Annotated in this window: 25 protein-coding genes; 12 read left to right on the top strand and 13 right to left on the bottom strand. The window is 48.3% G+C overall.

The window, feature by feature from the left end; translation table 11 throughout:
* Window positions 1-12 precede the first annotated feature (12 nt).
* Window positions 13-1,674: a transcriptional regulator HilA gene (gene hilA, locus QEN31_RS04915; protein WP_001120085.1), complete on the bottom strand. Its 1,662-nt coding sequence runs from the start codon at window positions 1,672-1,674 to the stop codon at window positions 13-15.
* A 1,090-nt stretch (window positions 1,675-2,764) separates the two neighbouring features.
* Window positions 2,765-3,694: a transcriptional regulator HilD gene (gene hilD / locus QEN31_RS04920; RefSeq protein ID WP_000432699.1), complete on the bottom strand. Its 930-nt coding sequence runs from the start codon at window positions 3,692-3,694 to the stop codon at window positions 2,765-2,767.
* A gap of 315 nt (window positions 3,695-4,009) precedes the next feature.
* Between hilD and prgH the strand changes: the two genes are divergently transcribed.
* From prgH to avrA, 10 genes are all read left to right on the top strand, one after another.
* Complete coding sequence (gene prgH, locus QEN31_RS04925; protein ID WP_000450192.1) at window positions 4,010-5,188, top strand: type III secretion system inner membrane ring protein PrgH; 1,179 nt, start codon at window positions 4,010-4,012, stop codon at window positions 5,186-5,188.
* A 24-nt stretch (window positions 5,189-5,212) separates the two neighbouring features.
* A complete protein-coding gene (gene prgI / locus QEN31_RS04930; RefSeq protein WP_000235228.1) occupies window positions 5,213-5,455 on the top strand; it encodes a type III secretion system needle filament protein PrgI in 243 nt (80 codons plus the stop codon).
* An 18-nt stretch (window positions 5,456-5,473) separates the two neighbouring features.
* On the top strand, window positions 5,474-5,779 hold the full coding sequence (prgJ, locus tag QEN31_RS04935; RefSeq protein ID WP_000020431.1) for a type III secretion system inner rod protein PrgJ: 306 nt from the start codon (window positions 5,474-5,476) through the stop codon (window positions 5,777-5,779).
* Window positions 5,776-6,534: a type III secretion system inner membrane ring lipoprotein PrgK gene (gene prgK, locus QEN31_RS04940; RefSeq protein ID WP_000621238.1), complete on the top strand. Its 759-nt coding sequence runs from the start codon at window positions 5,776-5,778 to the stop codon at window positions 6,532-6,534. Before prgJ ends, prgK begins: the two co-directional genes overlap by 4 nt.
* Complete coding sequence (orgA, locus tag QEN31_RS04945) at window positions 6,506-7,105, top strand: oxygen-regulated invasion protein OrgA (protein WP_001574876.1); 600 nt, start codon at window positions 6,506-6,508, stop codon at window positions 7,103-7,105. Before prgK ends, orgA begins: the two co-directional genes overlap by 29 nt.
* Entirely contained in the window at window positions 7,062-7,742 is a 681-nt protein-coding gene (gene orgB / locus QEN31_RS04950; protein ID WP_000916654.1) for a type III secretion system linker protein OrgB, read from the top strand. Before orgA ends, orgB begins: the two co-directional genes overlap by 44 nt.
* Complete coding sequence (locus tag QEN31_RS04955; protein ID WP_000612175.1) at window positions 7,739-8,191, top strand: type III secretion system effector protein OrgC; 453 nt, start codon at window positions 7,739-7,741, stop codon at window positions 8,189-8,191. Before orgB ends, QEN31_RS04955 begins: the two co-directional genes overlap by 4 nt.
* Window positions 8,192-8,535: 344 nt before the next feature.
* A complete protein-coding gene (hilC, locus tag QEN31_RS04960; protein ID WP_000243999.1) occupies window positions 8,536-9,423 on the top strand; it encodes an invasion transcriptional regulator HilC in 888 nt (295 codons plus the stop codon).
* Window positions 9,424-9,807: 384 nt separating this feature from the next.
* Window positions 9,808-10,563 (top strand): transcriptional regulator SprB, encoded by a 756-nt coding sequence (gene sprB, locus QEN31_RS04965; RefSeq protein ID WP_001246659.1) that lies wholly within the window; start codon window positions 9,808-9,810, stop codon window positions 10,561-10,563.
* Window positions 10,564-10,723: 160 nt separating this feature from the next.
* On the top strand, window positions 10,724-11,593 hold the full coding sequence (avrA, locus tag QEN31_RS04970; RefSeq protein ID WP_327258375.1) for a type III secretion system YopJ family effector AvrA: 870 nt from the start codon (window positions 10,724-10,726) through the stop codon (window positions 11,591-11,593).
* Between the two features lie 10 nt (window positions 11,594-11,603).
* Here the strand turns inward: avrA and QEN31_RS04975 are convergent.
* The 5 genes from QEN31_RS04975 to sitA form a co-directional block, all read right to left on the bottom strand.
* Window positions 11,604-12,301 (bottom strand): IS1-like element IS1B family transposase gene (locus tag QEN31_RS04975; RefSeq protein WP_095033700.1). Its coding sequence is split into 2 segments (ribosomal slippage): window positions 11,604-12,052 and window positions 12,052-12,301, totalling 699 coding nucleotides; the frame shifts between segments, so codons are not numbered across the junction.
* Between the two features lie 206 nt (window positions 12,302-12,507).
* Window positions 12,508-13,356: an iron/manganese ABC transporter permease subunit SitD gene (sitD, locus tag QEN31_RS04980; protein WP_000480208.1), complete on the bottom strand. Its 849-nt coding sequence runs from the start codon at window positions 13,354-13,356 to the stop codon at window positions 12,508-12,510.
* Window positions 13,347-14,207, bottom strand: coding sequence for an iron/manganese ABC transporter permease subunit SitC (gene sitC, locus QEN31_RS04985; RefSeq protein WP_001104336.1), 861 nt, complete (start codon window positions 14,205-14,207; stop codon window positions 13,347-13,349). The genes sitD and sitC overlap by 10 nt, the downstream gene beginning before the upstream one ends.
* A complete protein-coding gene (gene sitB, locus QEN31_RS04990; protein ID WP_000083153.1) occupies window positions 14,204-15,025 on the bottom strand; it encodes an iron/manganese ABC transporter ATP-binding protein SitB in 822 nt (273 codons plus the stop codon). Before sitB ends, sitC begins: the two co-directional genes overlap by 4 nt.
* Window positions 15,022-15,939, bottom strand: a complete 918-nt coding sequence (gene sitA, locus QEN31_RS04995; protein ID WP_000182930.1) for an iron/manganese ABC transporter substrate-binding protein SitA — start codon at window positions 15,937-15,939, stop codon at window positions 15,022-15,024. Before sitA ends, sitB begins: the two co-directional genes overlap by 4 nt.
* Window positions 15,940-16,120: 181 nt before the next feature.
* On the opposite strand from sitA, the gene QEN31_RS05000 reads away from it, so the two are divergent.
* On the top strand, window positions 16,121-16,465 hold the full coding sequence (locus QEN31_RS05000; protein ID WP_001117947.1) for a nitrous oxide-stimulated promoter family protein: 345 nt from the start codon (window positions 16,121-16,123) through the stop codon (window positions 16,463-16,465).
* Between the two features lie 61 nt (window positions 16,466-16,526).
* On the opposite strand, the gene flhA is transcribed toward QEN31_RS05000, so the two are convergent.
* The 6 genes from flhA to hypA form a co-directional block, all read right to left on the bottom strand.
* Window positions 16,527-18,605 carry a formate hydrogenlyase transcriptional activator FlhA gene (gene flhA / locus QEN31_RS05005; RefSeq protein ID WP_000122692.1) on the bottom strand — a complete coding sequence of 693 codons (2,079 nt, stop codon included), beginning with the start codon at window positions 18,603-18,605 and terminating at the stop codon, window positions 16,527-16,529.
* 218 nt (window positions 18,606-18,823) lie between these two features.
* The gene (gene hypE, locus QEN31_RS05010) at window positions 18,824-19,834 is read right to left on the bottom strand and encodes a hydrogenase expression/formation protein HypE (protein ID WP_001059953.1); all 1,011 of its coding nucleotides are present in this window, start codon (window positions 19,832-19,834) and stop codon (window positions 18,824-18,826) included.
* The gene (gene hypD, locus QEN31_RS05015; RefSeq protein ID WP_001212958.1) at window positions 19,831-20,952 is read right to left on the bottom strand and encodes a hydrogenase formation protein HypD; all 1,122 of its coding nucleotides are present in this window, start codon (window positions 20,950-20,952) and stop codon (window positions 19,831-19,833) included. Before hypD ends, hypE begins: the two co-directional genes overlap by 4 nt.
* On the bottom strand, window positions 20,952-21,224 hold the full coding sequence (hypC, locus tag QEN31_RS05020; protein WP_000334871.1) for a hydrogenase 3 maturation protein HypC: 273 nt from the start codon (window positions 21,222-21,224) through the stop codon (window positions 20,952-20,954). Before hypC ends, hypD begins: the two co-directional genes overlap by 1 nt.
* Window positions 21,215-22,087 carry a hydrogenase nickel incorporation protein HypB gene (gene hypB, locus QEN31_RS05025; protein ID WP_099949618.1) on the bottom strand — a complete coding sequence of 291 codons (873 nt, stop codon included), beginning with the start codon at window positions 22,085-22,087 and terminating at the stop codon, window positions 21,215-21,217. The genes hypC and hypB overlap by 10 nt, the downstream gene beginning before the upstream one ends.
* A 68-nt stretch (window positions 22,088-22,155) precedes the next feature.
* Window positions 22,156-22,512, bottom strand: coding sequence for a hydrogenase maturation nickel metallochaperone HypA (gene hypA, locus QEN31_RS05030; protein ID WP_000544461.1), 357 nt, complete (start codon window positions 22,510-22,512; stop codon window positions 22,156-22,158).
* Between the two features lie 209 nt (window positions 22,513-22,721).
* Between hypA and hycA the strand changes: the two genes are divergently transcribed.
* Window positions 22,722-23,183 (top strand): formate hydrogenlyase regulator HycA, encoded by a 462-nt coding sequence (gene hycA, locus QEN31_RS05035; protein ID WP_000158074.1) that lies wholly within the window; start codon window positions 22,722-22,724, stop codon window positions 23,181-23,183.
* Window positions 23,184-23,266: the final 83 nt, after the last annotated feature.

The following is a 23,266-nucleotide window of genomic DNA, read 5'->3' on the forward strand; positions in this document are numbered from 1 at the left end:
CTCTCTCAGATTTTACCGTAATTTAATCAAGCGGGGATCCTGTTTCCATCTTTTGAACCAAATATTGTCTTCGTTTTTAAATTTATTCCACATTTTCTCGGCAATAGCTTCGCCGTGGGCAACCAGCACTAACGGTAATAATCCCGGATTATTATCTATACGCTGTTCACTTTCCAGAAATTCTCTTATCGTCGGTAAGGCACGCTCACTATTCTGACAATATTCAGCGTAAAGAAGATTAACAGCAATAAGTCCTGTTATTTCCTGCGTGGATATTTCTTTAGTTAATTTTCGTGCCAGTTCATGTTTACCTTTAAGCGAAAGAAACATAACCTGCATACTTAATAATATTGGATTATCCTGCAGGTGTTGTGAGCGTAATTCATCGCCTAAACGTATAGCATCATCAATACCGGTATGATAATAGGTAATCCACAGCTTAGTGATCCCTGCGGCTGCGCGCGTTGGGTCCAATTTTAAACACTCGTTAATCGTTTGTAAGGCCTCCTCCAACTGACCAGCCATGAAAAGATTCCAGCCATAATAATATTTAATATCTGCAGAAATGGGCGAAAGTAAGTTAGCTTGTTTGAATAGCAAACTCCCGACGATGTATTCTGAGTGAATCGTATTAATTAGCCCCAGTAATCCTAAAGCTTGTGGATTATTGTGGTCCAGCTCTGTCGCCTTAATCGCATGTTCTTTAGCTTTGATCATAGCGTTTTGTTTATCAAAAATCCCCATTTGCGCCATGCTGAGGTAGCATTCTGCCAGCGCACAGTAAGGCGCAATGCTGTTTGGCGACATGTTAACGCATTGAGTCAGCAATTTAAGCGCTTGCTGTAAGCTATAGGGGGTGTATTGATTTAACTCATGCTTACCGCGTAAGTAAACCATAGTACTGTCAATCGAATTTAGCTCGCTAATCTGCTTTGTGTCCCAGCGAAGTCCGGGAATACATCTGAGCAAAAGATTCGCAATTTTGTTTTGCAAGAGAGAAGCGGGTTGGTGTTCTATCAACTTAATGCTTTCCTGGTGCAGCAGGTGATAACCTTTAACCCGAACTATCTCAATCTGTACAATATTATCATTACCATCGGGTATCATCTGCCCGGAGATATAATAATCGGGGCGTAATTGATCCATGAGCTCAAGAATATCCTTAACACTGCGGCAGTTCTTCGTAATGGTCACCGGCAGCACGCTCAGGCCAAAGGGCGCATACTGCGATAATCCCTTCACGATAGAGTAATGCAGACTCTCGGATTGAACCTGATCCTGCATCTGAAAAGGAAGTATCGCCAATGTATGAGTCGTAGGTTGCGGCGCTGGCGGAGACACCACTACGACCGGACGATTAAACCGATAGCCCTGTCCGTACAGTGTTTCAATGTAACGATGCTCTTTATCTTCCGACAGAATACGTCGTAAGGCATAAATACAGCGGGTAAGAGATTCTTCGTTAACTTCCGCGTCGCCCCATACCTGGTCCAGTAAGGTGTTTTTACTCACAATCTCGCCGGCGGCTTCGAGCAGGATGACCAGAACGGCATATTCTTTTGGCGGAATATTGACTTTCTTTTCTGAGCGTAGCAGGGAGCCGTCCATGTTGAGTATGAAATCATCAAAGACGAATTTTTTATTCGATACAGGAACAGGATTAAAATGTGGCATGATAATAGTGTATTCTCTTACAGGGTGAAAAGTTATAATAACTAATACAAGTCGTTAGGATAGAATCTACTGTTTCAGTAATTCTGCTGTTAGTACTAACGGTCAGGTTGAGCTTTTATTATGAGCTTAATGTCATATTCTACGGGCTCGGGTTTATATGTTTTTAACATTTGATTATTTAGCTTATGCCTGTGCTTTAAATAACTGACATGTTGGTAATAATATTGTTATAACTAACTGTGATTATCGAATGGACGCTGCCGTATATCCTGGTGCAGAGAGAGTCAGCGCCGGGCATCTAAATATTTACATATTTAACTTGGCCTCATTGCAATAGAGATTAGTTTTGTAGCTATCTTACTGCATTTTTTTGGGGTGTAAATGCTGCTTATTATATCTTCATGGTTAATGGTCTGATAATTACACCATCAGAACCATTTTTCTCGAAGATTTCCACTAAATGACCATTCGTTGAAAGTTTAAGAGTGTAATTTGTCTTAGGTTCCAAAATATAAATGAAAGACTGTTTTTAATGGTGCGCTTATTTTTATATTTTTTTGCAAAATAATGATATCGTCTTTTCTTTACTCCCTTCAGTTATAGCGTCAAAAAGGCAGGAGGGTTATGAGCAGTATCATCCTCAGGCTGGCTCCAGGCATTATATCGATATCAGGAGGAAGAGAGGAGGTATGCCTGGCAGAAAGCTAACAAGCGTGACTGTTTCGGTATAAACCGTTCAGGCAAATAGTTCTCAGAGGGAACGGATGATGTATAAATATGAATAAAATGCCGGCCTTAATCCACAGGGTTAAAGCCGGAAGGAGATAGTGTCATCTGGACGAATTCTTACGCTGTGAATAAGGCAATATCGTTTTACCAGTCATCATAGCGATGACAAGTTCACAAAAATCGTGTTATATAATCAGCCTTACTTTAAATTACCATAGATATCAGTATAAGCTGTCTTCCGGACAGAACAATGATATTGAATAGCCTCCCATCCTGATAGAGCGTGTTAATGCGCAGTCTGAATTTTAAATTATTACAATTTTAATAAAAATCTTTACTTAAGTGACAGATACAAAAAATGTTAATGGTTCGCCATTTTTATGAATGTCGATGGCGTAGTTTTAAAATATTTTTTGAAACATTGAATGAAGTAGGACGTGCTATCATAACCACATTTTAATGCTACAGCATTAACATTATGGTTGCCTATGCGTAAAAGTTTTGCTGCCTGATTCATTCTTGCCGATAAGTAGATGTCGCTAAAGCTGGTACCTTCTTCTGCAAGTTTCCGTTTGAGCGTTGACGTACTCATAAATATATGATCGGCAACATCCGTAAGCTTCCACTGTCTACTGGGTGACGAAGATATAATGTTGTAAACGCGCTCCTTTAACGTTATCTGAGCCGAGCTAAGGATGATCTCATAACTCTCCGGGAGTCGGAGAAAAGCAGTAAGCAGGAACAGCAGAAAATAAGGAATTAACTCTTCATTTTCAATACAACTTTTGTTGTTACAGTTACTGCAACCTTTGCTTGTATCCTTCGTACAGGAGAACGCCGTTTTCAGATGTTCAAATACCTCTCTTCTGGCAGGAAAGTCAGGCGTATAGAAGATCTTCTGCGCTTTCTCTGTGGGTACCGCCATTTTGGTTTGCTGCTCGTTTGGGATAAGTGCATAGAGAGCGCCAAGTCGTTGCGTCGGTATCTCGAGTATATCGAAATCCATGTGGCCATTGACCTCTTCAAGCGTCACGTTAACTACCTGCTCTTTTTTGAGCACCAACATCCCAGGTTCGTCACAGTAAATCGTATCGTGATTATTGCTAATCGTCAGTTTACCGCTCCGAAAGCAAACTAAAGTGAAACTGCTTACATAAAGATTTTTGATGGTAACCTGCTGAGTCTGACTTTTAATTTGCTGCCGGGTATTTGTCAAAAGTGATTTTAATTTCTGTAAGTTATCTGCGGCAGGACGCTGATGACTATTACTTACAAAGGTTACATTTTCCATATTATCCCTTTGTTGATGTTATTTTAATGTTCCTTACTGGTATCCTACTGAAAAAATCTGAGTTGTAAATGCTCTTTATTAGCGTGTGTTGGCAATGGTCTGATTGTTACACCAAAAGAACCCAAATTTGGGTAATTTATCTACAGTAGTTTAAGCCCCAATGGGGATGATGGTTCTTTTAATATGTGTTGAGACGCATTATACAGAATAAATTGATTTTATTTCTCACTTTTCATTCTATTTTCATCAGGAATCCCTGTGTCCTGTGCGGTAATCTGCTGCTATCGAGAACGACAGACATCGCTAACAGTATATATGGAAACATCAAAAGAGAAGACGATAACAAGCCCAGGGCCATACATAGTTCGATTACTTAACAGCTCACTGAACGGCTGTGAGTTTCCATTGCTGACAGGCCGAACACTCTTTGTGGTAGGTCAGAGTGATGCGCTCACTGCTTCAGGTCAACTCCCTGATATACCTGCCGATAGCTTTTTTATCCCGCTGGACCATGGCGGAGTAAATTTTGAAATCCAGGTGGATACGGATGCGACCGAAATTATACTCCATGAGCTGAAAGAAGGAAATTCTGAATCTCGTTCGGTGCAATTAAATACGCCAATACAGGTCGGTGAATTGCTTATCCTGATTCGCCCGGAAAGCGAGCCGTGGGTGCCCGAGCAGCCTGAGAAGTTAGAAACGTCTGCAAAAAAGAACGAGCCGCGTTTTAAAAACGGAATTGTAGCAGCACTGGCCGGGTTTTTTATATTGGGAATTGGGACTGTGGGGACGTTATGGATACTTAACTCGCCGCAGCGGCAGGCCGCAGAGCTCGATTCGTTATTGGGGCAGGAGAAGGAGCGTTTTCAGGTGTTGCCAGGCCGGGACAAAATGCTCTATGTCGCTGCGCAAAATGAAAGAGATACGTTGTGGGCTCGTCAGGTTTTAGCGAGGGGCGATTATGATAAAAATGCGCGAGTGATTAACGAAAACGAAGAAAATAAGCGTATCTCTATCTGGCTGGATACCTATTATCCGCAGCTGGCTTATTATCGGATTCATTTCGATGAGCCGCGTAAACCCGTTTTCTGGCTAAGCCGCCAGCGAAACACGATGAGCAAGAAAGAGCTCGAGGTGTTAAGTCAAAAGCTGAGAGCGCTAATGCCTTACGCGGATTCGGTTAACATCACGTTGATGGACGATGTTACCGCAGCAGGCCAGGCGGAAGCGGGGCTAAAACAGCAGGCGTTACCTTATTCCCGCAGGAATCATAAGGGGGGCGTAACGTTTGTTATTCAGGGGGCGCTCGATGATGTAGAAATACTCAGAGCCCGTCAATTTGTCGATAGCTATTACCGCACATGGGGAGGACGCTATGTGCAGTTTGCGATCGAATTAAAAGATGACTGGCTCAAGGGGCGCTCATTTCAGTACGGGGCGGAAGGTTATATCAAAATGAGCCCAGGCCATTGGTATTTCCCAAGCCCACTTTAATTTAACGTAAATAAGGAAGTCATTATGGCAACACCTTGGTCAGGCTATCTGGATGACGTCTCAGCAAAATTTGATACGGGCGTTGATAATCTACAAACGCAGGTAACAGAGGCGCTGGATAAATTAGCAGCAAAACCCTCCGATCCGGCGCTACTGGCGGCGTATCAGAGTAAGCTCTCGGAATATAACTTGTACCGTAACGCGCAATCGAACACGGTAAAAGTCTTTAAGGATATTGATGCTGCCATTATTCAGAACTTCCGTTAATCAGTTATAAGGTGGATTATGTCGATTGCAACTATTGTCCCTGAGAATGCCGTTATAGGGCAGGCGGTCAATATCAGGTCTATGGAAACGGACATTGTCTCGCTGGATGACCGGCTACTCCAGGCTTTTTCTGGTTCGGCGATTGCCACGGCTGTGGATAAACAGACGATTACCAACAGGATTGAGGACCCTAATCTGGTGACGGATCCTAAAGAGCTGGCTATTTCGCAAGAGATGATTTCAGATTATAACCTGTATGTTTCTATGGTCAGTACCCTTACTCGTAAAGGAGTCGGGGCTGTTGAAACGCTATTACGCTCATGATTCGTCGATATCTATATACTTTTCTGCTGGTAATGACCCTTGCCGGCTGTAAGGATAAGGATCTTTTAAAAGGACTGGACCAGGAACAGGCTAATGAGGTCATTGCCGTTCTGCAAATGCACAATATAGAGGCGAATAAAATTGATAGCGGAAAATTGGGCTATAGCATTACCGTTGCTGAGCCTGATTTTACCGCTGCGGTGTACTGGATTAAAACTTATCAGCTTCCTCCCCGGCCACGGGTGGAAATAGCGCAGATGTTCCCGGCGGATTCGCTGGTATCGTCTCCGCGAGCTGAAAAGGCCAGGTTATATTCGGCTATTGAACAGCGACTGGAACAGTCATTACAGACGATGGAGGGCGTGCTCTCCGCCAGGGTCCATATTAGTTATGATATTGATGCTGGTGAAAATGGCCGCCCGCCAAAACCTGTTCATCTGTCGGCATTAGCCGTATATGAACGAGGTTCGCCGCTTGCGCATCAGATCAGCGATATCAAGCGTTTCTTAAAGAATAGTTTTGCCGATGTGGATTATGACAACATTTCTGTTGTGTTGTCAGAACGTTCTGATGCCCAATTACAGGCTCCCGGCACACCAGTAAAACGTAATTCTTTTGCAACCAGTTGGATTGTTTTGATTATTTTGTTATCCGTGATGTCAGCAGGCTTTGGCGTCTGGTATTACAAAAACCATTATGCCCGCAATAAGAAAGGCATAACGGCTGATGATAAGGCGAAATCGTCAAATGAATAGGCAGCCATTACCCATTATCTGGCAAAGAATCATTTTTGATCCGTTATCGTATATCCATCCTCAGCGGTTGCAGATAGCGCCGGAAATGATTGTCAGACCCGCCGCCAGGGCGGCGGCAAATGAGTTAATACTGGCGGCATGGCGGCTTAAGAACGGAGAAAAGGAGTGTATTCAAAACTCACTGACGCAGCTGTGGCTGCGTCAGTGGCGCCGACTGCCGCAAGTAGCGTATTTACTCGGTTGCCATAAACTGAGAGCCGATCTGGCAAGGCAGGGAGCCTTGCTTGGCCTGCCGGATTGGGCGCAAGCATTTTTGGCAATGCATCAGGGAACAAGTTTATCTGTCTGCAATAAGGCGCCGAATCACCGGTTTTTACTTAGCGTCGGGTATGCACAGTTAAATGCCCTAAATGAATTTTTACCTGAATCTTTAGCACAGCGTTTTCCTTTGCTTTTTCCTCCATTTATTGAGGAGGCATTGAAGCAGGATGCTGTAGAAATGTCAATTTTGCTACTGGCCTTACAATATGCTCAAAAATATCCCAATACCGTCCCCGCTTTCGCCTGTTGAGGGGATACTGATAAAGCGTAAAACGCTGGAACGTTATTTCTCTATTGAAAGATTAGAACAGCAGGCGCATCAACGGGCTAAGCGTATTTTGCGAGAGGCGGAAGAAGAGGCAAAGACCTTGCGGATGTACGCCTATCAGGAAGGTTACGAGCAGGGAATGATAGACGCGTTACAGCAGGTCGCCGCTTATCTTACTGATAATCAGACAATGGCCTGGAAGTGGATGGAAAAAATACAGATTTATGCCCGCGAGTTATTTTCAGCTGCGGTCGACCATCCCGAAACGCTTTTAACCGTCCTGGATGAGTGGCTAAGGGATTTCGATAAGCCTGAGGGGCAACTTTTTTTAACACTGCCAGTTAATGCGAAAAAAGATCACCAAAAACTGATGGTGTTGCTTATGGAGAACTGGCCAGGCACTTTTAATCTTAAATATCACCAGGAACAGCGCTTTATCATGAGTTGCGGCGATCAGATCGCAGAATTTTCACCTGAACAATTTGTTGAAACGGCAGTAGGCGTCATTAAGCATCATCTTGATGAACTTCCACAAGACTGCCGGACAATTTCTGATAACGCCATTAACGCACTTATTGATGAATGGAAGACAAAAACGCAAGCGGAGGTTATAAGGTGATACCGGGTACGATTCCGACTTCTTATTTGGTCCCGACAGCAGATACTGAAGCGACGGGTGTGGTTTCGTTGAGTGCCAGGGCCGCTATGCTGAATAATATGGATAGCGCGCCTTTAAGCAATGGCGGCGACGTTGATCTTTATGATGCATTCTACCAACGACTTTTGGCGCTTCCTGAGTCAGCCTCTTCTGAAACGCTTAAAGATAGCATTTATCAAGAGATGAATGCCTTCAAAGATCCTAACAGTGGTGATTCGGCTTTTGTTTCTTTTGAGCAGCAAACGGCTATGCTACAAAACATGTTAGCAAAAGTTGAACCGGGCACCCATTTATATGAGGCTTTAAACGGGGTATTAGTTGGTTCAATGAACGCACAGTCACAAATGACCTCCTGGATGCAGGAGATTATTTTATCGGGCGGGGAAAACAAAGAGGCAATTGACTGGTGAACCCCCATTGCTGGCGATTTGTGATAAGGTATGGTGTATATATCAGCAAATAATGCAGAAAATGCACCATGCCAGTGTGTCTATCTTATTGATGTATATGGATTATTAAGATGTCTGCCAGTCGTTTTATTCTGAAATGATTATATTAATATTGTAAGCTTTCATTACAAAATTGTGTATAAAGTTTGTAAGGGTATCTTTTTGTGACGAAATGAACGCGCGTTGGAATGTAATTATTGGCTATAATAATAAAAAAATCGGATTTAAATCATCTCTGTGAGTTTTAATTATTTGTTTATAAGAATATAACGATTTTGAGTTCCTTATAGCACACAGGATAAAATATGGTATTGCCTTCAATGAATAAATCAGTTGAGGCCATTAGCAATAATCACCTTCAACAGCCGAACAAATTTCCATTAATAAATGGATTAGCTGACGTAAGAGACTATTATGTCGCAAACTGCTTATTGTTTAAACTTAATAAAGGCAGTTTGCGAATTGAAAACGAATTTGGGGAGTTCATCGAACGATCTGCGCCGTGTTTATTTTTATTGGAAAAAGATCAAACAATCACGCTTAGTATGAGCGAAATAGAAGGGCATATTGATTTTTCTTCACTGGAAGTTTCCTATGACTTAATGCAAAAATTCTACAAAGTTTTTTACAGTACAAGAAACTATAATGATCGAGAGCTATCATTAAAAACGAAACCAAAGTATTTTTTTCATGCGGACTTGTTGCCAGGGATGAGTGATACTTTTGACTCTATTTTGCATGGTGTGGCATGTCCACGGGTTTGTAGTAATGTGAGTATTGATGATCATGATTATTCATATTTCTCATTGATGTATCTTATATCGGCATTTGTACGTAAGCCCGGTGGGTTTGATTTCCTTGAGCGAGCAATAAAAATTACGACAAAAGAGAAAGTTTATAACATTATTATCAGCGATCTCACCCGCAAATGGTCACAGGCTGAGGTGGCAGGAAAGCTGTTTATGAGCGTATCAAGTCTGAAGCGAAAACTGGCCGCTGAAGAGGTGAGTTTTAGTAAAATATACCTGGATGCTCGTATGAATCAGGCTATAAAATTATTACGTATGGGGGCTGGAAATATTTCACAAGTCGCGACGATGTGTGGCTATGATACGCCTTCTTATTTTATCGCTATTTTTAAACGGCATTTTAAGATTACACCGCTTAGCTTTATGCGTACAATGAACCATTGATTTGTGAAATTATTTTAAACGTTACTATCTGTTTGCGTTACAGATACCAAATATTTTTTTAATCGTAGTGTATATTTCAGTATCGCTACACCAGTGATATGTAGTTAATGAAAGGGAATCGAAAGCGTTCATTGTCAGACATACATGGCCACCAGGCGCCGGGCAATCGTTGTACTCTAAGAGATTACAGTAAAGTAAAACAGCAAATTTAATCATTATCAGATTTGTAAAAGGAATTCATTTCGGTAACGACATTGCGCATGTAATAACGTATCTGGTCTTATTACCTTTGTAGTAAGAAGGCGTTATCTACTTGCGCAGTAGTCGCCCAGGAAGAAAAATCATTACCGAAGCTGTGGTCAGTTTTCAAAAAAGGATAAATAAATGAGAAATGTAATTATATACGGTATTAACTGGACTAATTGTTATGCCCTACAGTCTATTTTTAAGCAAAAATATCCGGAAAAGTGCGTTAAAACGTGTAACTCATTAACTGCACTTTTGCATTCCCTATCCGATATGCCGGACGCCGGGCTGATTTTAGCTTTGAACCCGCATGAGCATGTTTATCTTTTTCATGCGTTGCTGACGCGGTTGCAGAACCGTAAAGTTTTGGTAGTGGCAGATCGCTTGTATTATATCGATCGCTGTGTGCTGCAATATTTTGGCGTTATGGATTATGTTTTAAAAGACGAACTATCCTGCGCTATCCGCTCGGAGCGAGAGAAGCTCCGTCTTCCGGAAGCCTGGCTGCGTTTCTGCCACAGGCCACAAAAGAAAACCGTGGCTGCTACGTATGCTTTTAATGCCGGCGAGACGCCGGAAGAGGTATTGTTTAATATCAATCAATACGCCTGGTGGAATCTACCTCCCGGTGTCACGCAGGCGAAATATGCGCTGCTGATATTATTATCCTCCGGACATCCGGCAATTGAACTGGCGAAAAAATTTGGTCTGGGAACAAAAACCGTCAGTATTTATCGTAAGAAGGTTATGTATCGTTTGGGGATGGACTCTTCACCGCTATCGCTGTTCCGGGGACTGAAACTAGACGCGCATTTACAGCGCACTGCTTTTGCACATAACCCTGCTGTACCTGACGATAATTGCGCGTTACCGATTGCGGTAGGAATGAATTAAAATATTTTTTATCATTTATGACCATGTGTTGAGCTTTTATTATAAAAAAGATTTTTTGAGTAGTAATTCTTATATATAATCATCCGGAGGTGGTTGGTAGCCTGGCTCAATCATTGAGGCATATTTTTGCAGGCAATATATTGAATCTGAAAAGTTAAAGATGATATTTTCGGTGCAGGAGCTATCATGTGGAGGGAAAAGTATGCTAAGTCCTACGACTCGTAATATGGGGGCGAGTTTATCGCCTCAGCCTGACGTCAGCGGGGAGCTAAACACCGAAGCATTGACCTGTATTGTTGAGCGTCTGGAAAGTGAAATTATAGATGGCAGCTGGATTCATATCAGTTACGAGGAAACCGATCTCGAAATGATGCCTTTTCTTGTTGCACAGGCCAATAAGAAGTATCCAGAGTTAAATCTTAAATTTGTTATGTCAGTCCATGAGCTTGTTTCCTCTATAAAGGAGACCAGAATGGAAGGCGTTGAATCTGCCCGATTTCTCGTAAATATGGGAAGTTCAGGTATCCATATTTCAGTCGTCGATTTTAGAGTTATGGACGGAAAGACATCGGTGATTTTGTTCGAACCAGCAGCGTGTAGCGCTTTTGGACCTGCTTTACTGGCGTTGAGGACCAAAGCAGCTCTTGAACGTGAACAACTGCCTGATTGTTATTTTGCTATGGTCGAGCTGGACATTCAACGAAGCTCTTCTGAATGCGGTATTTTTAGCCTGGCGCTCGCCAAAAAACTTCAGCTTGAATTTATGAACTTAGTAAAAATTCATGAAGATAATATTTGTGAACGTCTGTGTGGTGAAGAACCTTTTCTCCCGTCCGATAAAGCAGACCGCTATCTGCCGGTGAGTTTTTACAAACATACTCAAGGCGCACAACGATTAAATGAATATGTGGAGGCCAATCCGGCGGCGGGAAGCAGTATAGTAAACAAAAAGAATGAAACGCTTTATGAGCGATTCGATAACAATGCCGTTATGCTAAACGATAAAAAACTCTCTATATCCGCTCGGTAATGACTCCAACTTATTGATAGTGTTTTATGTTCAGATAATGCCCGATGACTTTGTCATGCAGCTCCACCGATTTTGAGAACGACAGCGACTTCCGTCCCAGCCGTGCCAGGTGCTGCCTCAGATTCAGGTTATGCCGCTCAATTCGCTGCGTATATCGCTTGCTGATTACGTGCAGCTTTCCCTTCAGGCGGGATTCATACAGCGGCCAGCCATCCGTCATCCATATCACCACGTCAAAGGGTGACAGCAGGCTCATAAGACGCCCCAGCGTCGCCATAGTGCGTTCACCGAATACGTGCGCAACAACCGTCTTCCGGAGCCTGTCATACGCGTAAAACAGCCAGCGCTGGCGCGATTTAGCCCCGACGTATCCCCACTGTTCGTCCATTTCCGCGCAGACGATGACGTCACTGCCCGGCTGTATGCGCGAGGTTACCGACTGCGGCCTGAGTTTTTTAAATGGCGGAAAATCGTGTTGAGGCCAACGCCCATAATGCGGGCGGTTGCCCGGCATCCAACGCCATTCATGGCCATATCAATGATTTTCTGGTGCGTACCGGGTTGAGAAGCGGTGTAAGTGAACTGCAGTTGCCATGTTTTACGGCAGTGAGAGCAGAGATAGCGCTGATGTCCGGCGGTGCTTTTGCCGTTACGCACCACCCCGTCAGTAGCTGAACAGGAGGGACAGCTGATAGAAACAGAAGCCACTGGAGCACCTCAAAAACACCATCATACACTAAATCAGTAAGTTGGCAGCATCACCTATCCGCTCATAAAAAAAGGATAGCTGAATATAAGTCTTTACTTAAACCGTAATGAAATTATAAGGTTGCCTGCCAGAGGAAATCCTTCCAGCGCCATAAGACTACTCTATATTATGACCGTATGTTTCCTGAATAGCAGGCAAAAAAGTGTTAACCTTGCGCCTCTGGTACGATTTCATTACGCCTGTCGCGCCATGTTGCGTAAATAAATGCCGCAATAAACACGATGGCAAATAATACCACGATGGTCGGCGCTGGCGCGCTATCAAGATAAAAAGACAGATAAACGCCCGCAAAAGCGGTAATAACTGACAGACTCACCGCTAATCCCAGCGCGCGCGCAAAGCGTCGCGTCAGCAAAATGGCAATTGCGCCGGGGGCGATAAGCAGTGAGATTGACAGAATAATGCCCACCGATTTCAGCGTGGCGACGATAGTCAGCGCAATCATACATAGCAGGCCATAATGCAGTAGTGTGGTATTCAGCCCGCTGGCTTTCGCCTGGTGCGGGTCAAAAGCGTGTAGCAGGAGATCTTTCCATTTCAGCCCTATGATTAACGCAATACCCAGTGCAATAACTGACGTTTGTACGATATCCCCCAGCGATACGCCCAGCATATCCCCAAACAGGATGTGATCCAGATGCACTTCCGATTGAATAGAAACATAGAGCACCAGACCTGCGCCAAACATCCCGGAAAAGACGATGCCCATCACCGTATCACGTTTGATGCGGCTGTTATCGTCCAGATAGCCGGTGGCGATAGCGCAAAATAATCCGGCAATGAAAGCGCCAATCGCCAGGGGGATCCCCACAATATATGCCAGCACGACCCCGGGGAATACCGCATGACTCATTGCATCGCCCATTAACGCCCAGCCTTTTAACACTAAAAACACGGACAGTAAGGCGCAGGGAATCGCCACAATGACCGAAACCATAAGGGCGTTCACCATAAAATCAAACTGAAAGGGTTCCAGTAACGTTGTTAAGAACATGTCGGCTCCTTCTGCAGGCGGGCGCGTCGACGGTTGGCTAACAGACCGTGTTTCGGGGCGAAAATAAAGGCTGTGATGAACAGTAAGGTTTGCATGACGACAATAATTCCACCCGTGGCGCCATCCAGCCAGTAGCTAAGCCATGCGCCCAGAAAACTGGTCAGGCTGCCAATCACGACGGCAATCATGAGCAGACGTGGAAAACGGTCGGTGAGTAACCAGGCCGTCGCGCCCGGCGTGACGACGAGACAGATCACCAGGAACGCCCCAACGGTTTGCAGGGCCGCCACGGTAGAGACGGACAATAGAGTGAAAAACAACAGCTTTAGTCGACCCGGATTAAGCCCGATAGAACGCGCATGGGTTTCATCGAAAAAGACGACCATCAGATCTTTCCACTTTAACAGCAGAATCGTCAGCGAGACTGCGCCGATAATCGCCAGTTGCGCAATATCCGCTGGTGCGATCGCCAGCACGTTGCCGAGAATAATCGTCTGGATATTCACCGACATCGGATTGAGCGACACCATAAAAAGGCCGACGCCAAAAAAAGAGGAGAAGATAAGCCCGATAATCGCGTCTTCTTTCAGGCGTGAGCGTTGGTTAAGAAAGAGCATACTGCCTGCCGCCAGTCCGCCGGAAAGAAACGCGCCGAGCGAGAAGGGCAGCCCTAACATCCAGGCGCCAGCGACGCCAGGCACAATAGAGTGAGATAGCGCATCGCCAATGAGCGACCAGCCTTTGAGCATCAAATAGCAGGAGAGAAACGCGCACAGACCGCCCACCATCGCGGAGACCCACATCGCGTTGAGCATATACTGGTAGCCAAACGGCTCAACAAGCCAGTTCATGACGATTTTCCTCCGCTGGCCACGCGCCGGGAAATAAAGGGGCGCTCGTCATCGGTGATGATGTGCTCTTCACCTCCGCTTAACGCGATATGACGTAGAACGCCGCTAAACGCCTGTTCCAGATTCGCGGCGGTAAACGTGGTTTCGGTAGGGCCGCTGGCCAGTACGGTTCCTTTAATCATTACCGTATAGTCGCAAAACTCGGTGACGGAGCCGAGATTATGCGTTGAGACCAGCATCGTGCGGCCTTCATCGCGCAGTTCCCGCAGTAGATCGATGATTCGCGCTTCGGTTTTTACATCCACGCCGGTAAAAGGTTCATCCAGCAGGATCACCTGTCCATCCTGAGCGATGGCCCTGGCAAGAAACACACGTTTTTTCTGCCCGCCGGACAGCTCGCCAATCTGCCTGTGACGATACTCCTGCATATCCACCCGCGCCAGCGCGGCGTCAACACAGGCGTGATCATGCGCAGTGGGACGGCGTAGCCAGCCCATATGGCCGTAGCGTCCCATCATCACCACATCTTCTACCAGCACCGGAAATGACCAGTCCACTTCTTCCGATTGCGGAACATAAGCAATGAGGTTTTTTTTCAGTGCCTTGTTGACTGACTGTTGCAGGATAGTGATATCGCCCTGCGCAAGATGCACAAAGCCCATTAACGCTTTAAATAACGTAGACTTACCGGAACCATTTACGCCTACCAGCGCGGCGATTGAACCGCCAGGCACCTGAAAAGTGGCGTCCCGTAGGGCGGTATGACCGTTGCGATACGTCACCGTGACTTGATCAACGGTAATCGCAGATTGACTCATTGTTGACTCCTCAGTCCGTCGTTAATGCCGTTGACGATGGTTTCGGTCGTGACGCGCAGCAGATCCAGATAGGTTGGCACAGGGCCGTCAGCGGCGCTCAGAGAATCGACATACAGCACGCCGCCATAATGCGCGCCGGATTCACGCGCGACCTGACGGGCCGGTTTATCGGAAACCGTACTCTCGCTAAAGATGGCGGGAATATGGTGCTTTTTAATGGTATCAATCACTTTACGCACCTGTTTTGGCGTCCCCTGTTGATCGGCGTTAATTGGCCAGAGATAAAGCTCTTTCATGTCGTTATCGCGCGCCAGGTAAGAGAACGCGCCTTCACTGGTGACCAACCAGCGCTGATCGGCGGGAATTTTTTCCAGTTCGGCACGCAACGGATCGGCCATCTGGCGAATTTTCGCTTTATAGCGTTCGGCATTTTGCTTATAGATCTGCGCATTATCCGGATCGTACTTCACCAGGGCGTCGCGAATGTTATCGACATAAATCAGCGCGTTTTCTGCCGACATCCAGGCGTGCGGGTTCGGTTTACCGTTATACGGGCCTTCGGTAATGCCCATCGGTTTGACGCCGGTGGAGACGACGACTTCCGGCACGCCGGAAAGGTGCTGATAAAAGCGGGCGAACCATCGCTCCAGGTTCAGACCATTCGCGAGGATAAGCTGTGCCCCCTGCGCTCGTTTAATATCGCCGGGCGTTGGCTGATACTCATGGATTTCAGCGCCGGGTTTGGTAATCGAGCTGACTTCCGCTGCGTCGCCCGCCACGTTTTTCGCCATGTCGGCAATAACGGTAAACGTGGTGATAACTTTAAATTTCTCTTTTGCATAGGCTGGCGATAGCGCGAGTATCGCGACAATACCGGCAATCAGGAGTGTTTTCAGACGATGTAGATTCGTCATAGTATCCCTCGCAACAATGTGGTTAATTAATCATCGAATATAGCCTTTGCTATGTTATATAGCACAAGGTATGGATAAATGAAAATAATTCTTATTTGCGAAATGGCGACAATATGCAGTGATAGTGCTAAAGAGGGATAAGGTGTAAAATAAATACACCTTAATGTTCGGAGAGAGCACGATGCCTGGTAAACGTATCGCTCGTGAAAAACTGACGATCAAAAAAATGATCGCGCTGTATGAAAGCCAGTGCCCACAGGCGTCAACGGTGCAGGGGCATTACGACGCGCTGTTCGCCTACGCGCAAAAACGTCTTGATAAATGCGTATTTGGCGAGGAAAAACCCGCCTGTAAGCAGTGCCCGGTGCACTGCTATCAGCCGGCTAAACGCGAGGAGATGAAGCAGATTATGCGTTGGGCAGGTCCGCGAATGCTTTGGCGGCATCCTGTCCTGACCGTGCGGCACCTTATCGACGATAAGCGCCCCGTTCCGGAATTGCCGGAAAAATATCAGCGCAAGAAGTGAAGGGGAAGCGCCAGGCCTACGGCGCGCATCATCTCCAGGCCGGATCAGATCCGGCAACCCGTTACGCTAACGCGTCTTTATCAATACCCAATCGCTTCATACGCGACAGCAGGGTGGTTCGTTTAAGCCCCAGACGCTGCGCCGCGCCTTTTGGTCCAGCCACTACGCCATTGGTCTCTTTCAGCACGCGTATAATAAGCTGATATTCATCTTCGCCTTCTTTGGCGCTTTCAGTCGCAACAGGCGAGGTATCGGGCGTTACGGCGGTAATATCCGGCAGCGACAGTTGTAGCACATTGCCGCGCGTCAGCAGCACGGCGCGCTCGACGACATTCTCCAGCTCGCGAACGTTCCCCGGCCATTCCATGCTGCTAAGCGTGCGCAGCGTTTCGGCGGGAATGCTGTCGATATTACGCCCCATTCGGCGGGCGATTTTGAAAGTGAACGCTTTGACCAGTAGTGGAATATCTTCCGGACGTTCGCGCAACGGAGGAAGCTGGATCGGAAAAACATTCAGCCGATAGTAGAGATCGTTACGGAATTCGCGATCGGCGACCATTTTTTTCAGATCGCGGTTAGTCGCGGCGATCAGCCGCACGTCGGTCTGGATCAGTTTATTGCTGCCGAGACGTTCAAACTCTTGCTCCTGAAGGACGCGCAGCAGCTTAGGCTGTAGCTCCAGCGGCATGTCGCCCACTTCATCCAGAAACAGCGAGCTTTTATCCGCCAGCTCGAAACGGCCAATCCGCTGCGCGCTGGCGCCGGTAAACGCGCCGCGCTCATGACCAAACAGATCGCTTTCCAGCAGCCCCGCCGGCATCGCGGCGCAGTTCATCTTTACCATCCTGCGCCCGCTACGTCCGCTCAGGTTGTGAATGGCGCGGGCAATCAACTCTTTACCGGTTCCCGTTTCGCCCAGAATCAGCACGGTACTGTCGCTCTGCGCCACCATCTCAACCTGCTTTAGCACGTTGTACATCGCTTCGCTGCGTCCGATGATCTCGCCAAACTCGCTGTCGACGTTATTAAGCTGTTCCGTGAGCGCCAGGTTTTCGTCGACCAGGCGTTCCTTCAGTCGGTGGATTTCCTGATAGGCCAGCGCATTATCCACGGCAATGGCTACCCGTTCGGCAATCTGACGCAGCAGCTTGAGGTTGGCGGTGGTAAACACTTTTTCTTCGCACTGGGCCAGTTTGAGCACGCCAAGCATCGTCTTGCCGGACATCAACGGCAGCAGGCAAAGCGTCTGGATCTGATTGCCCCAGGTATCGAACAGCATGCGTTCGTAGGGGGCAAGCGGATCGCGTTCGTTGAGGTTGATAAGCAGCATCTCTTTACTTTTAAAGACGCGCTCCGTGAGCGTGCCGGCTTCGTCGACTTCGCTCTGTTCGTGCGCCGGATGATGCTCATCAAGGTAGTGGGTGGAGTAGATATTCAGCTTATTTTTGCGATGGCTGCGCAACACGATGCTGATCGCGTCGATATTGAAATAGTGGTGAATCTCTTTTGCGACTTCGCTTACCAGTTCATCAATATCCAGACGCGACAGGACGGCGTTGGTAATCGCAACCAGAATACGGAAGTTATCGCGTTCGCGGCACAACAGATCATAATCGACGTTATTGTTTACCCGGTTTTGAATTTGCTCGGCGACCACGCCGACAATTTGGGTAAACGTATGCAGACGGTCATATTCCTTTTCACTCCAGGGGCGATCTTCCTGACGGATGAATTCGCAGCCGCCGAAAATACGGCCCTCCGCGGCTAAAGGAAGCAGACAGTAATGACCAAATTCAGGGTAGAGGCCGCTCGCGGCAAGCTGCGGCCAGGTTTCGGTAAACTCATGGAAATTACAGTGCAATGCATCGGGGCGAGAAAGGATGCGACGTACCGGGCCGTGCGCCAGTACGGTTTCATCTTCATATTCAACAGGACGGCCATTTTCTCGCGTCGCATAATATTGTGCGCGTTGCGACTGCGCCTGCCATAGCACAATGCCGGCGCTGTCGGCGAGCGCTGAACGCTTTACCAGTTGCGAAAGCGCTTCACTGAGCGACGCCAAATCGGGCTGCTGCAATAAGGTACGAGTGATATCGAACAAGCCTTGCTGTCCAAGATCGCTCATGGGTGTATACGACATGTTGCTTTTCCAGGAAAATACCGCAAAACGGTGCGAAAACGGTAAATGAATTATAGGTATAAGTCGTAAGTTATTGCCGGATGGCTGACCGCAAACTCGCTGGTCACACACTCCGTAGGCCTGATAAGCAAAGCGCCATCAGGCGTTCATGCAGCGTTAATGCCGGATGTCGACGCAAATGCGTCTTATCCGGCTTACAGTATGCTGTCAACAGGCTGCTAGCATATACGAGGTAATGGTTCGGCGTGTGGCAAATCAAGGGTTCGCTTCACGCCATAGAGTCCGGCTAAGCGAACGCCTTTGCGTTCCACGACTTCGCCAATCAGCGCCGCATCACGTCCCAGCGGATGCGCGCGTAATGCCGCCAACGCCCGATCTGCGGCCTGCCGTTCAACGGCAATCACCAGTTTTCCTTCGTTGGCAAAGTTCAGGGCATCCAGCCCCAACAGCTCGCAGACGCCGCGCACGGCAGGTTTGAGCGGCAGTGCGGATTCGGACAATTCAATACCGTAACCGCAGGACGCCGCAAACTCATGGGCGACCGCATTCACGCCGCCGCGCGTGGCGTCACGCAATGCCTTCACTCCGTCAATATGACGCAGCGTCTGAATAAGCGGCGTTAATACTGCGCAGTCGCTCGCCAGCTCGCCATCCAGTCCCAGTTGCTCACGCAGGTTGAGGATAGTGGCGCCGTGATCGCCAAGCGTACCGCTGACTAACAGCACATCGCCAACGCTCAGCGTTTGCGCGCCCCAGCGAATATCGGCGGGAATCGCCCCCATGCCGGCAGTGTTGATAAATAATTTATCCGCCGCGCCGCGCTGCACAACTTTGGTGTCGCCGGTTACAATGGCGATATCCGCTTCCCGCGCGGTCGCCGCCATGCTATTGACCACGCTTTTTAACGTCTCCATCGGCAGCCCTTCTTCAAGGATAAAGCCGCAGGAGAGATAGCGGGGGATCGCGCCGCTCACCGCAACGTCGTTCGCCGTACCGCAAATCGCCAGTTTGCCGATATTGCCGCCGGGGAAAAAGAGCGGATCGATCACATAGCTATCGGTAGAAAACGCCAGACGGTCGCCCTCCGCCGTCAGCTGCGCCAGCTCCAGACGCGCCTGATCTTCTTGTTCCGCCAGCCACGGGTTGGCAAAGGCCTCCATAAACAGGCTATTAATCAACTGTTGCATAGCCTGGCCGCCGCTGCCGTGGGCGAGTTGTATATTGTTCAAACTTCACACTCCTGCTGACGATACTGATACCAGGCGGCGCATGCGCCTTCGGAAGAGACCATCAGCGCGCCGAACGCGGTCTCTGGATTACATGTTTTACCAAATAGCGGGCACTGATGCGGCTTGCATCTGCCGGTCAGCACTTCGCCGCAGCGGGCGCGCGGATCGTCATAGACCTGCTGCGGCGCTGGGCGGAAATGCGCTTCGGCGTCAAAGCGCTGATACTCCGGCGTCAGGTGGACGCCGGAGGATTCAATCACGCCCAGACCGCGCCACTCGCTATCGCCATTAACGCAGAACACATCGGCAATGGCCTGCTGCGCCAGCATGTTTCCGGCATCCGGCACCACGCGACGGTATTGATTTTCAACCTGGCTTAGGGCCGCTATTTTCTGCTCAACCAGCATGACCACGCCTTGCAGTAGATCAAGCGGTTCGAATCCAGCCACCACCAGCGGGCGATGAAAATCGGCGGCGATAAACTGGTACGCCTCGGTGCCGATGACCATGCTGACGTGGCCTGGCGCAAGAAAGGCGTCAATGCCGTTGTCCGGCTGCTCCAGTAGGCTACGCAGCGTCGGGATCAGCGTAATGTGCTGGCAAAAAAAGTAGAAGTTTCGCACGTCACGCTGTTTTGCCTGCTGCAGCGTGATGGCGGTGGTCGGCATGGTGGTTTCAAAGCCCAGCCCGAAAAATACCACTTTGCGGGTCGGGTTATCCTGCGCCAGCTTCAGCGCGTCCATCGGAGAATAAACAATACGCACATCCGCGCCGCGCGCTTTAGCCTGCAACAGAGAACCCTGTTTCCCCGGCACGCGCATGGCATCGCCAAAGGTGCAGAAAATCACCTCCGGATGGCTGGCGATTTCCACGCAACTGTCGATGCGTCCCATTGGCAGCACGCAGACCGGACAACCGGGGCCGTGAATAAACTCCACGTTTTCGGGCAGTAACTGATCGAGACCAAATTTAAAAATCGCGTGGGTATGACCCCCGCAGACTTCCATAATGCGCAGCGGTCGTTCGGCAGTGTAAGGAAGAAGGGCGGCGCGTTCACGCAGGTGTTCAATGAGCTGCATTACCTGTTCCGGCGCACGGTACTCGTCAACAAAACGCATTATCTCTCCTCACCATACAGCAGTGCGCCGACGTCCGGCTCAACATCAAACATATTTTGTAGCGCGTCGAGCGTGTCGCGCGCTTCCGCTTCGTTAATGACGCTCATGGCGAATCCGACATGGACCAGCACCCACTGACCCAGACGCGGCTGACCGTTTTCATCACAACTGCCGACTAATGTGAGATCGACGTCGCGCTGAATGCCGCAGACGTCAACTTTTGCCTGATTGCCGTCAATGGCGCGGATTTGACCCGGAACGCCTATGCACATCGCTGCGCCTCCAGCCAGGCCAGCCACTGATCCATGCCTTCGCCGCTGGTGGCGGAAATCAGGATAATTTCAATCTCCGGGTTCACTTCACGCGCGCTGGCGATGCACTTCTCAACGTCAAAATTGAGGTAGGGCAGCAGATCGACTTTATTGAGCAGCATGAGCGACGCAGCGGCAAACATATGGGGATATTTCAGCGGCTTATCTTCACCTTCGGTCACGGAAAGCACTGCGACTTTATGCTTTTCGCCCAGATCGAAGCTGGCCGGGCAGACAAGATTACCGACGTTTTCGATAAACAGAATACCATGGTCATCCAGCGGCAGGCGCGGCGCGGCGTCGGCGATCATTTGCGCGTCAAGATGGCAGCCTTTACCGGTGTTGACCTGAATGGCGGGCGTGCCGGTAGCGCGGATGCGGGCGGCGTCGTTCACTGTCTGCTGGTCGCCTTCAATCACCGCGCACGATACACGGTCTTTCAATTTCATCAGCGTTTCAGTCAGCAAGGTGGTTTTACCGGACCCGGGGCTGGACACCAGGTTGAGCACCAGTTGCTGGCGGGCGGCGAAACGGGCGCGGTTGCGCTCAGCCAGACGATTATTTTTGTCCAGCACGTCGATTTCAACCTCAAGCATCCGCCGCTGACTCATACCAGGCGCGTGGGTTCCGGCTTCGCCGTGGCCGTAATGCAGATCGCCTTCTGCGGTCTGACTTGGGGCAAAGTCAGGCGTTTTAATGCCGGTAATATTCAGCGCCGGGCGAGCCGCTGGGGCAAAGGGCGCGCTACGAAACGCTGAGTGCGGATTATGTTCATCGCCTTCTATATAAAGGTTGCCTTCAGCGCAACCGCAAGTCGTACACATCGCTTACTCCTGATCTTTTTCTTGTTACAGGCTTTCTGCCGGATGGCGACGCGAGCGTCTATCCGGCATTAATCTTCAGTTTCATCAATCTCTATGCGCCGAATTTGTAAGCCGTCATCGGCCACAATTCGCAGCGTATCGCTATGACATTGCGGACAACGACGTACACGGTGGGTTAACAACGTGACATATTGTTGACAATGCTCACACCAGCATTCGGCTTCCTGTTCTTCGAGGTGCAGTTTACAACCTTCTGCTATCGTGCCGCGGCATACCAGATCAAAACAAAAGGAAAGAGCGCTGGTTTCCACGCAAGAAAATGCGCCAATTTTGATCCAGACGGCTGTCACACGTTTTGCACCGTATGCTGAAGCCTGTTGTTCAATCAATTCCAGTGCCCGTTGGCAGAGGGTGATTTCGTGCATATCGCCTCCCGTAGTGGTTGCCCCTGTAAAGCAATATTTATGCCAATATTTTTATCCCCTGGCAGGTTAATGTCGACGATGACGAAATGACATGTCGTCACCGCGTCGAAACGGCAGTAACTGTGCGCGTCTGCCATTAAAAACAATAAGTTAAAAATTGGCATGGAAAATGCTTAACGCAGGCATCTCTGTTAAACGGGTAACCTGACATGACTATTTGGGAAATAAGCGAAAAGGCCGATTACATCGCGCAACGGCATCGTCGCCTACAGGACCAGTGGCATATTTACTGCAACTCGCTGGTTCAGGGGATCACCCTCTCGAAAGCGCGCCTGCATCACGCAATGAGCTGCGCGCCGGAAAGGGATCTTTGCTTTGTCCTGTTTGAGCACTTTCGTATTTACGTCGCGTTGGCGGATGGTTTTAACAGCCACACCATTGAGTACTACGTTGAAACCAAAGATGGCGAAGATAAACAATTGATTGCACAGGCGCAGCTCGATATCGACGGCAAGGTTGATGAACGGGTTAACAACCGCGATCGCGAGCAGGTGCTGGAGCACTATCTGGAAAAAATCGCCAGCGTTTACGACAGCCTCTATACCGCTGTAGAAACCAACTCGCCGGTTAATTTGCGTCAATTGGTAAAGGGACACAGCCCGGCGGTATAAGCCTGAGGCGTTGCCCGCTTTGATTCGCGATGTGGCGTTGCGCCATGTCATGAATGTTTTGGGGATGGGCGTGTCGATAAGTG

The sequence above is a fragment of the Salmonella sp. SA15303 genome (assembly GCF_029962125.1).
Lineage (GTDB): Bacteria > Pseudomonadota > Gammaproteobacteria > Enterobacterales > Enterobacteriaceae > Salmonella > Salmonella enterica.

What these genes read in the sequence shown, in the direction of transcription:
- hilA (WP_001120085.1), bottom strand. Translation starts at nt 1,674, where the DNA reads ATGCCACATTTTAATCCTGTTCCTGTATCGAATAAAAAATTCGTCTTT.
- hilD (WP_000432699.1), bottom strand. Translation starts at nt 3,694, where the DNA reads ATGGAAAATGTAACCTTTGTAAGTAATAGTCATCAGCGTCCTGCCGCA.
- prgH (WP_000450192.1), top strand. Translation starts at nt 4,010, where the DNA reads ATGGAAACATCAAAAGAGAAGACGATAACAAGCCCAGGGCCATACATA.
- prgI (WP_000235228.1), top strand. Translation starts at nt 5,213, where the DNA reads ATGGCAACACCTTGGTCAGGCTATCTGGATGACGTCTCAGCAAAATTT.
- prgJ (WP_000020431.1), top strand. Translation starts at nt 5,474, where the DNA reads ATGTCGATTGCAACTATTGTCCCTGAGAATGCCGTTATAGGGCAGGCG.
- prgK (WP_000621238.1), top strand. Translation starts at nt 5,776, where the DNA reads ATGATTCGTCGATATCTATATACTTTTCTGCTGGTAATGACCCTTGCC.
- orgA (WP_001574876.1), top strand. Translation starts at nt 6,506, where the DNA reads ATGATAAGGCGAAATCGTCAAATGAATAGGCAGCCATTACCCATTATC.
- orgB (WP_000916654.1), top strand. Translation starts at nt 7,062, where the DNA reads ATGCTCAAAAATATCCCAATACCGTCCCCGCTTTCGCCTGTTGAGGGG.
- hilC (WP_000243999.1), top strand. Translation starts at nt 8,536, where the DNA reads ATGGTATTGCCTTCAATGAATAAATCAGTTGAGGCCATTAGCAATAAT.
- sprB (WP_001246659.1), top strand. Translation starts at nt 9,808, where the DNA reads ATGAGAAATGTAATTATATACGGTATTAACTGGACTAATTGTTATGCC.
- avrA (WP_327258375.1), top strand. Translation starts at nt 10,724, where the DNA reads ATGATATTTTCGGTGCAGGAGCTATCATGTGGAGGGAAAAGTATGCTA.
- sitD (WP_000480208.1), bottom strand. Translation starts at nt 13,356, where the DNA reads ATGTTCTTAACAACGTTACTGGAACCCTTTCAGTTTGATTTTATGGTG.
- sitC (WP_001104336.1), bottom strand. Translation starts at nt 14,207, where the DNA reads ATGAACTGGCTTGTTGAGCCGTTTGGCTACCAGTATATGCTCAACGCG.
- sitB (WP_000083153.1), bottom strand. Translation starts at nt 15,025, where the DNA reads ATGAGTCAATCTGCGATTACCGTTGATCAAGTCACGGTGACGTATCGC.
- sitA (WP_000182930.1), bottom strand. Translation starts at nt 15,939, where the DNA reads ATGACGAATCTACATCGTCTGAAAACACTCCTGATTGCCGGTATTGTC.
- QEN31_RS05000 (WP_001117947.1), top strand. Translation starts at nt 16,121, where the DNA reads ATGCCTGGTAAACGTATCGCTCGTGAAAAACTGACGATCAAAAAAATG.
- flhA (WP_000122692.1), bottom strand. Translation starts at nt 18,605, where the DNA reads ATGTCGTATACACCCATGAGCGATCTTGGACAGCAAGGCTTGTTCGAT.
- hypD (WP_001212958.1), bottom strand. Translation starts at nt 20,952, where the DNA reads ATGCGTTTTGTTGACGAGTACCGTGCGCCGGAACAGGTAATGCAGCTC.
- hypC (WP_000334871.1), bottom strand. Translation starts at nt 21,224, where the DNA reads ATGTGCATAGGCGTTCCGGGTCAAATCCGCGCCATTGACGGCAATCAG.
- hypB (WP_099949618.1), bottom strand. Translation starts at nt 22,087, where the DNA reads ATGTGTACGACTTGCGGTTGCGCTGAAGGCAACCTTTATATAGAAGGC.
- hypA (WP_000544461.1), bottom strand. Translation starts at nt 22,512, where the DNA reads ATGCACGAAATCACCCTCTGCCAACGGGCACTGGAATTGATTGAACAA.
- hycA (WP_000158074.1), top strand. Translation starts at nt 22,722, where the DNA reads ATGACTATTTGGGAAATAAGCGAAAAGGCCGATTACATCGCGCAACGG.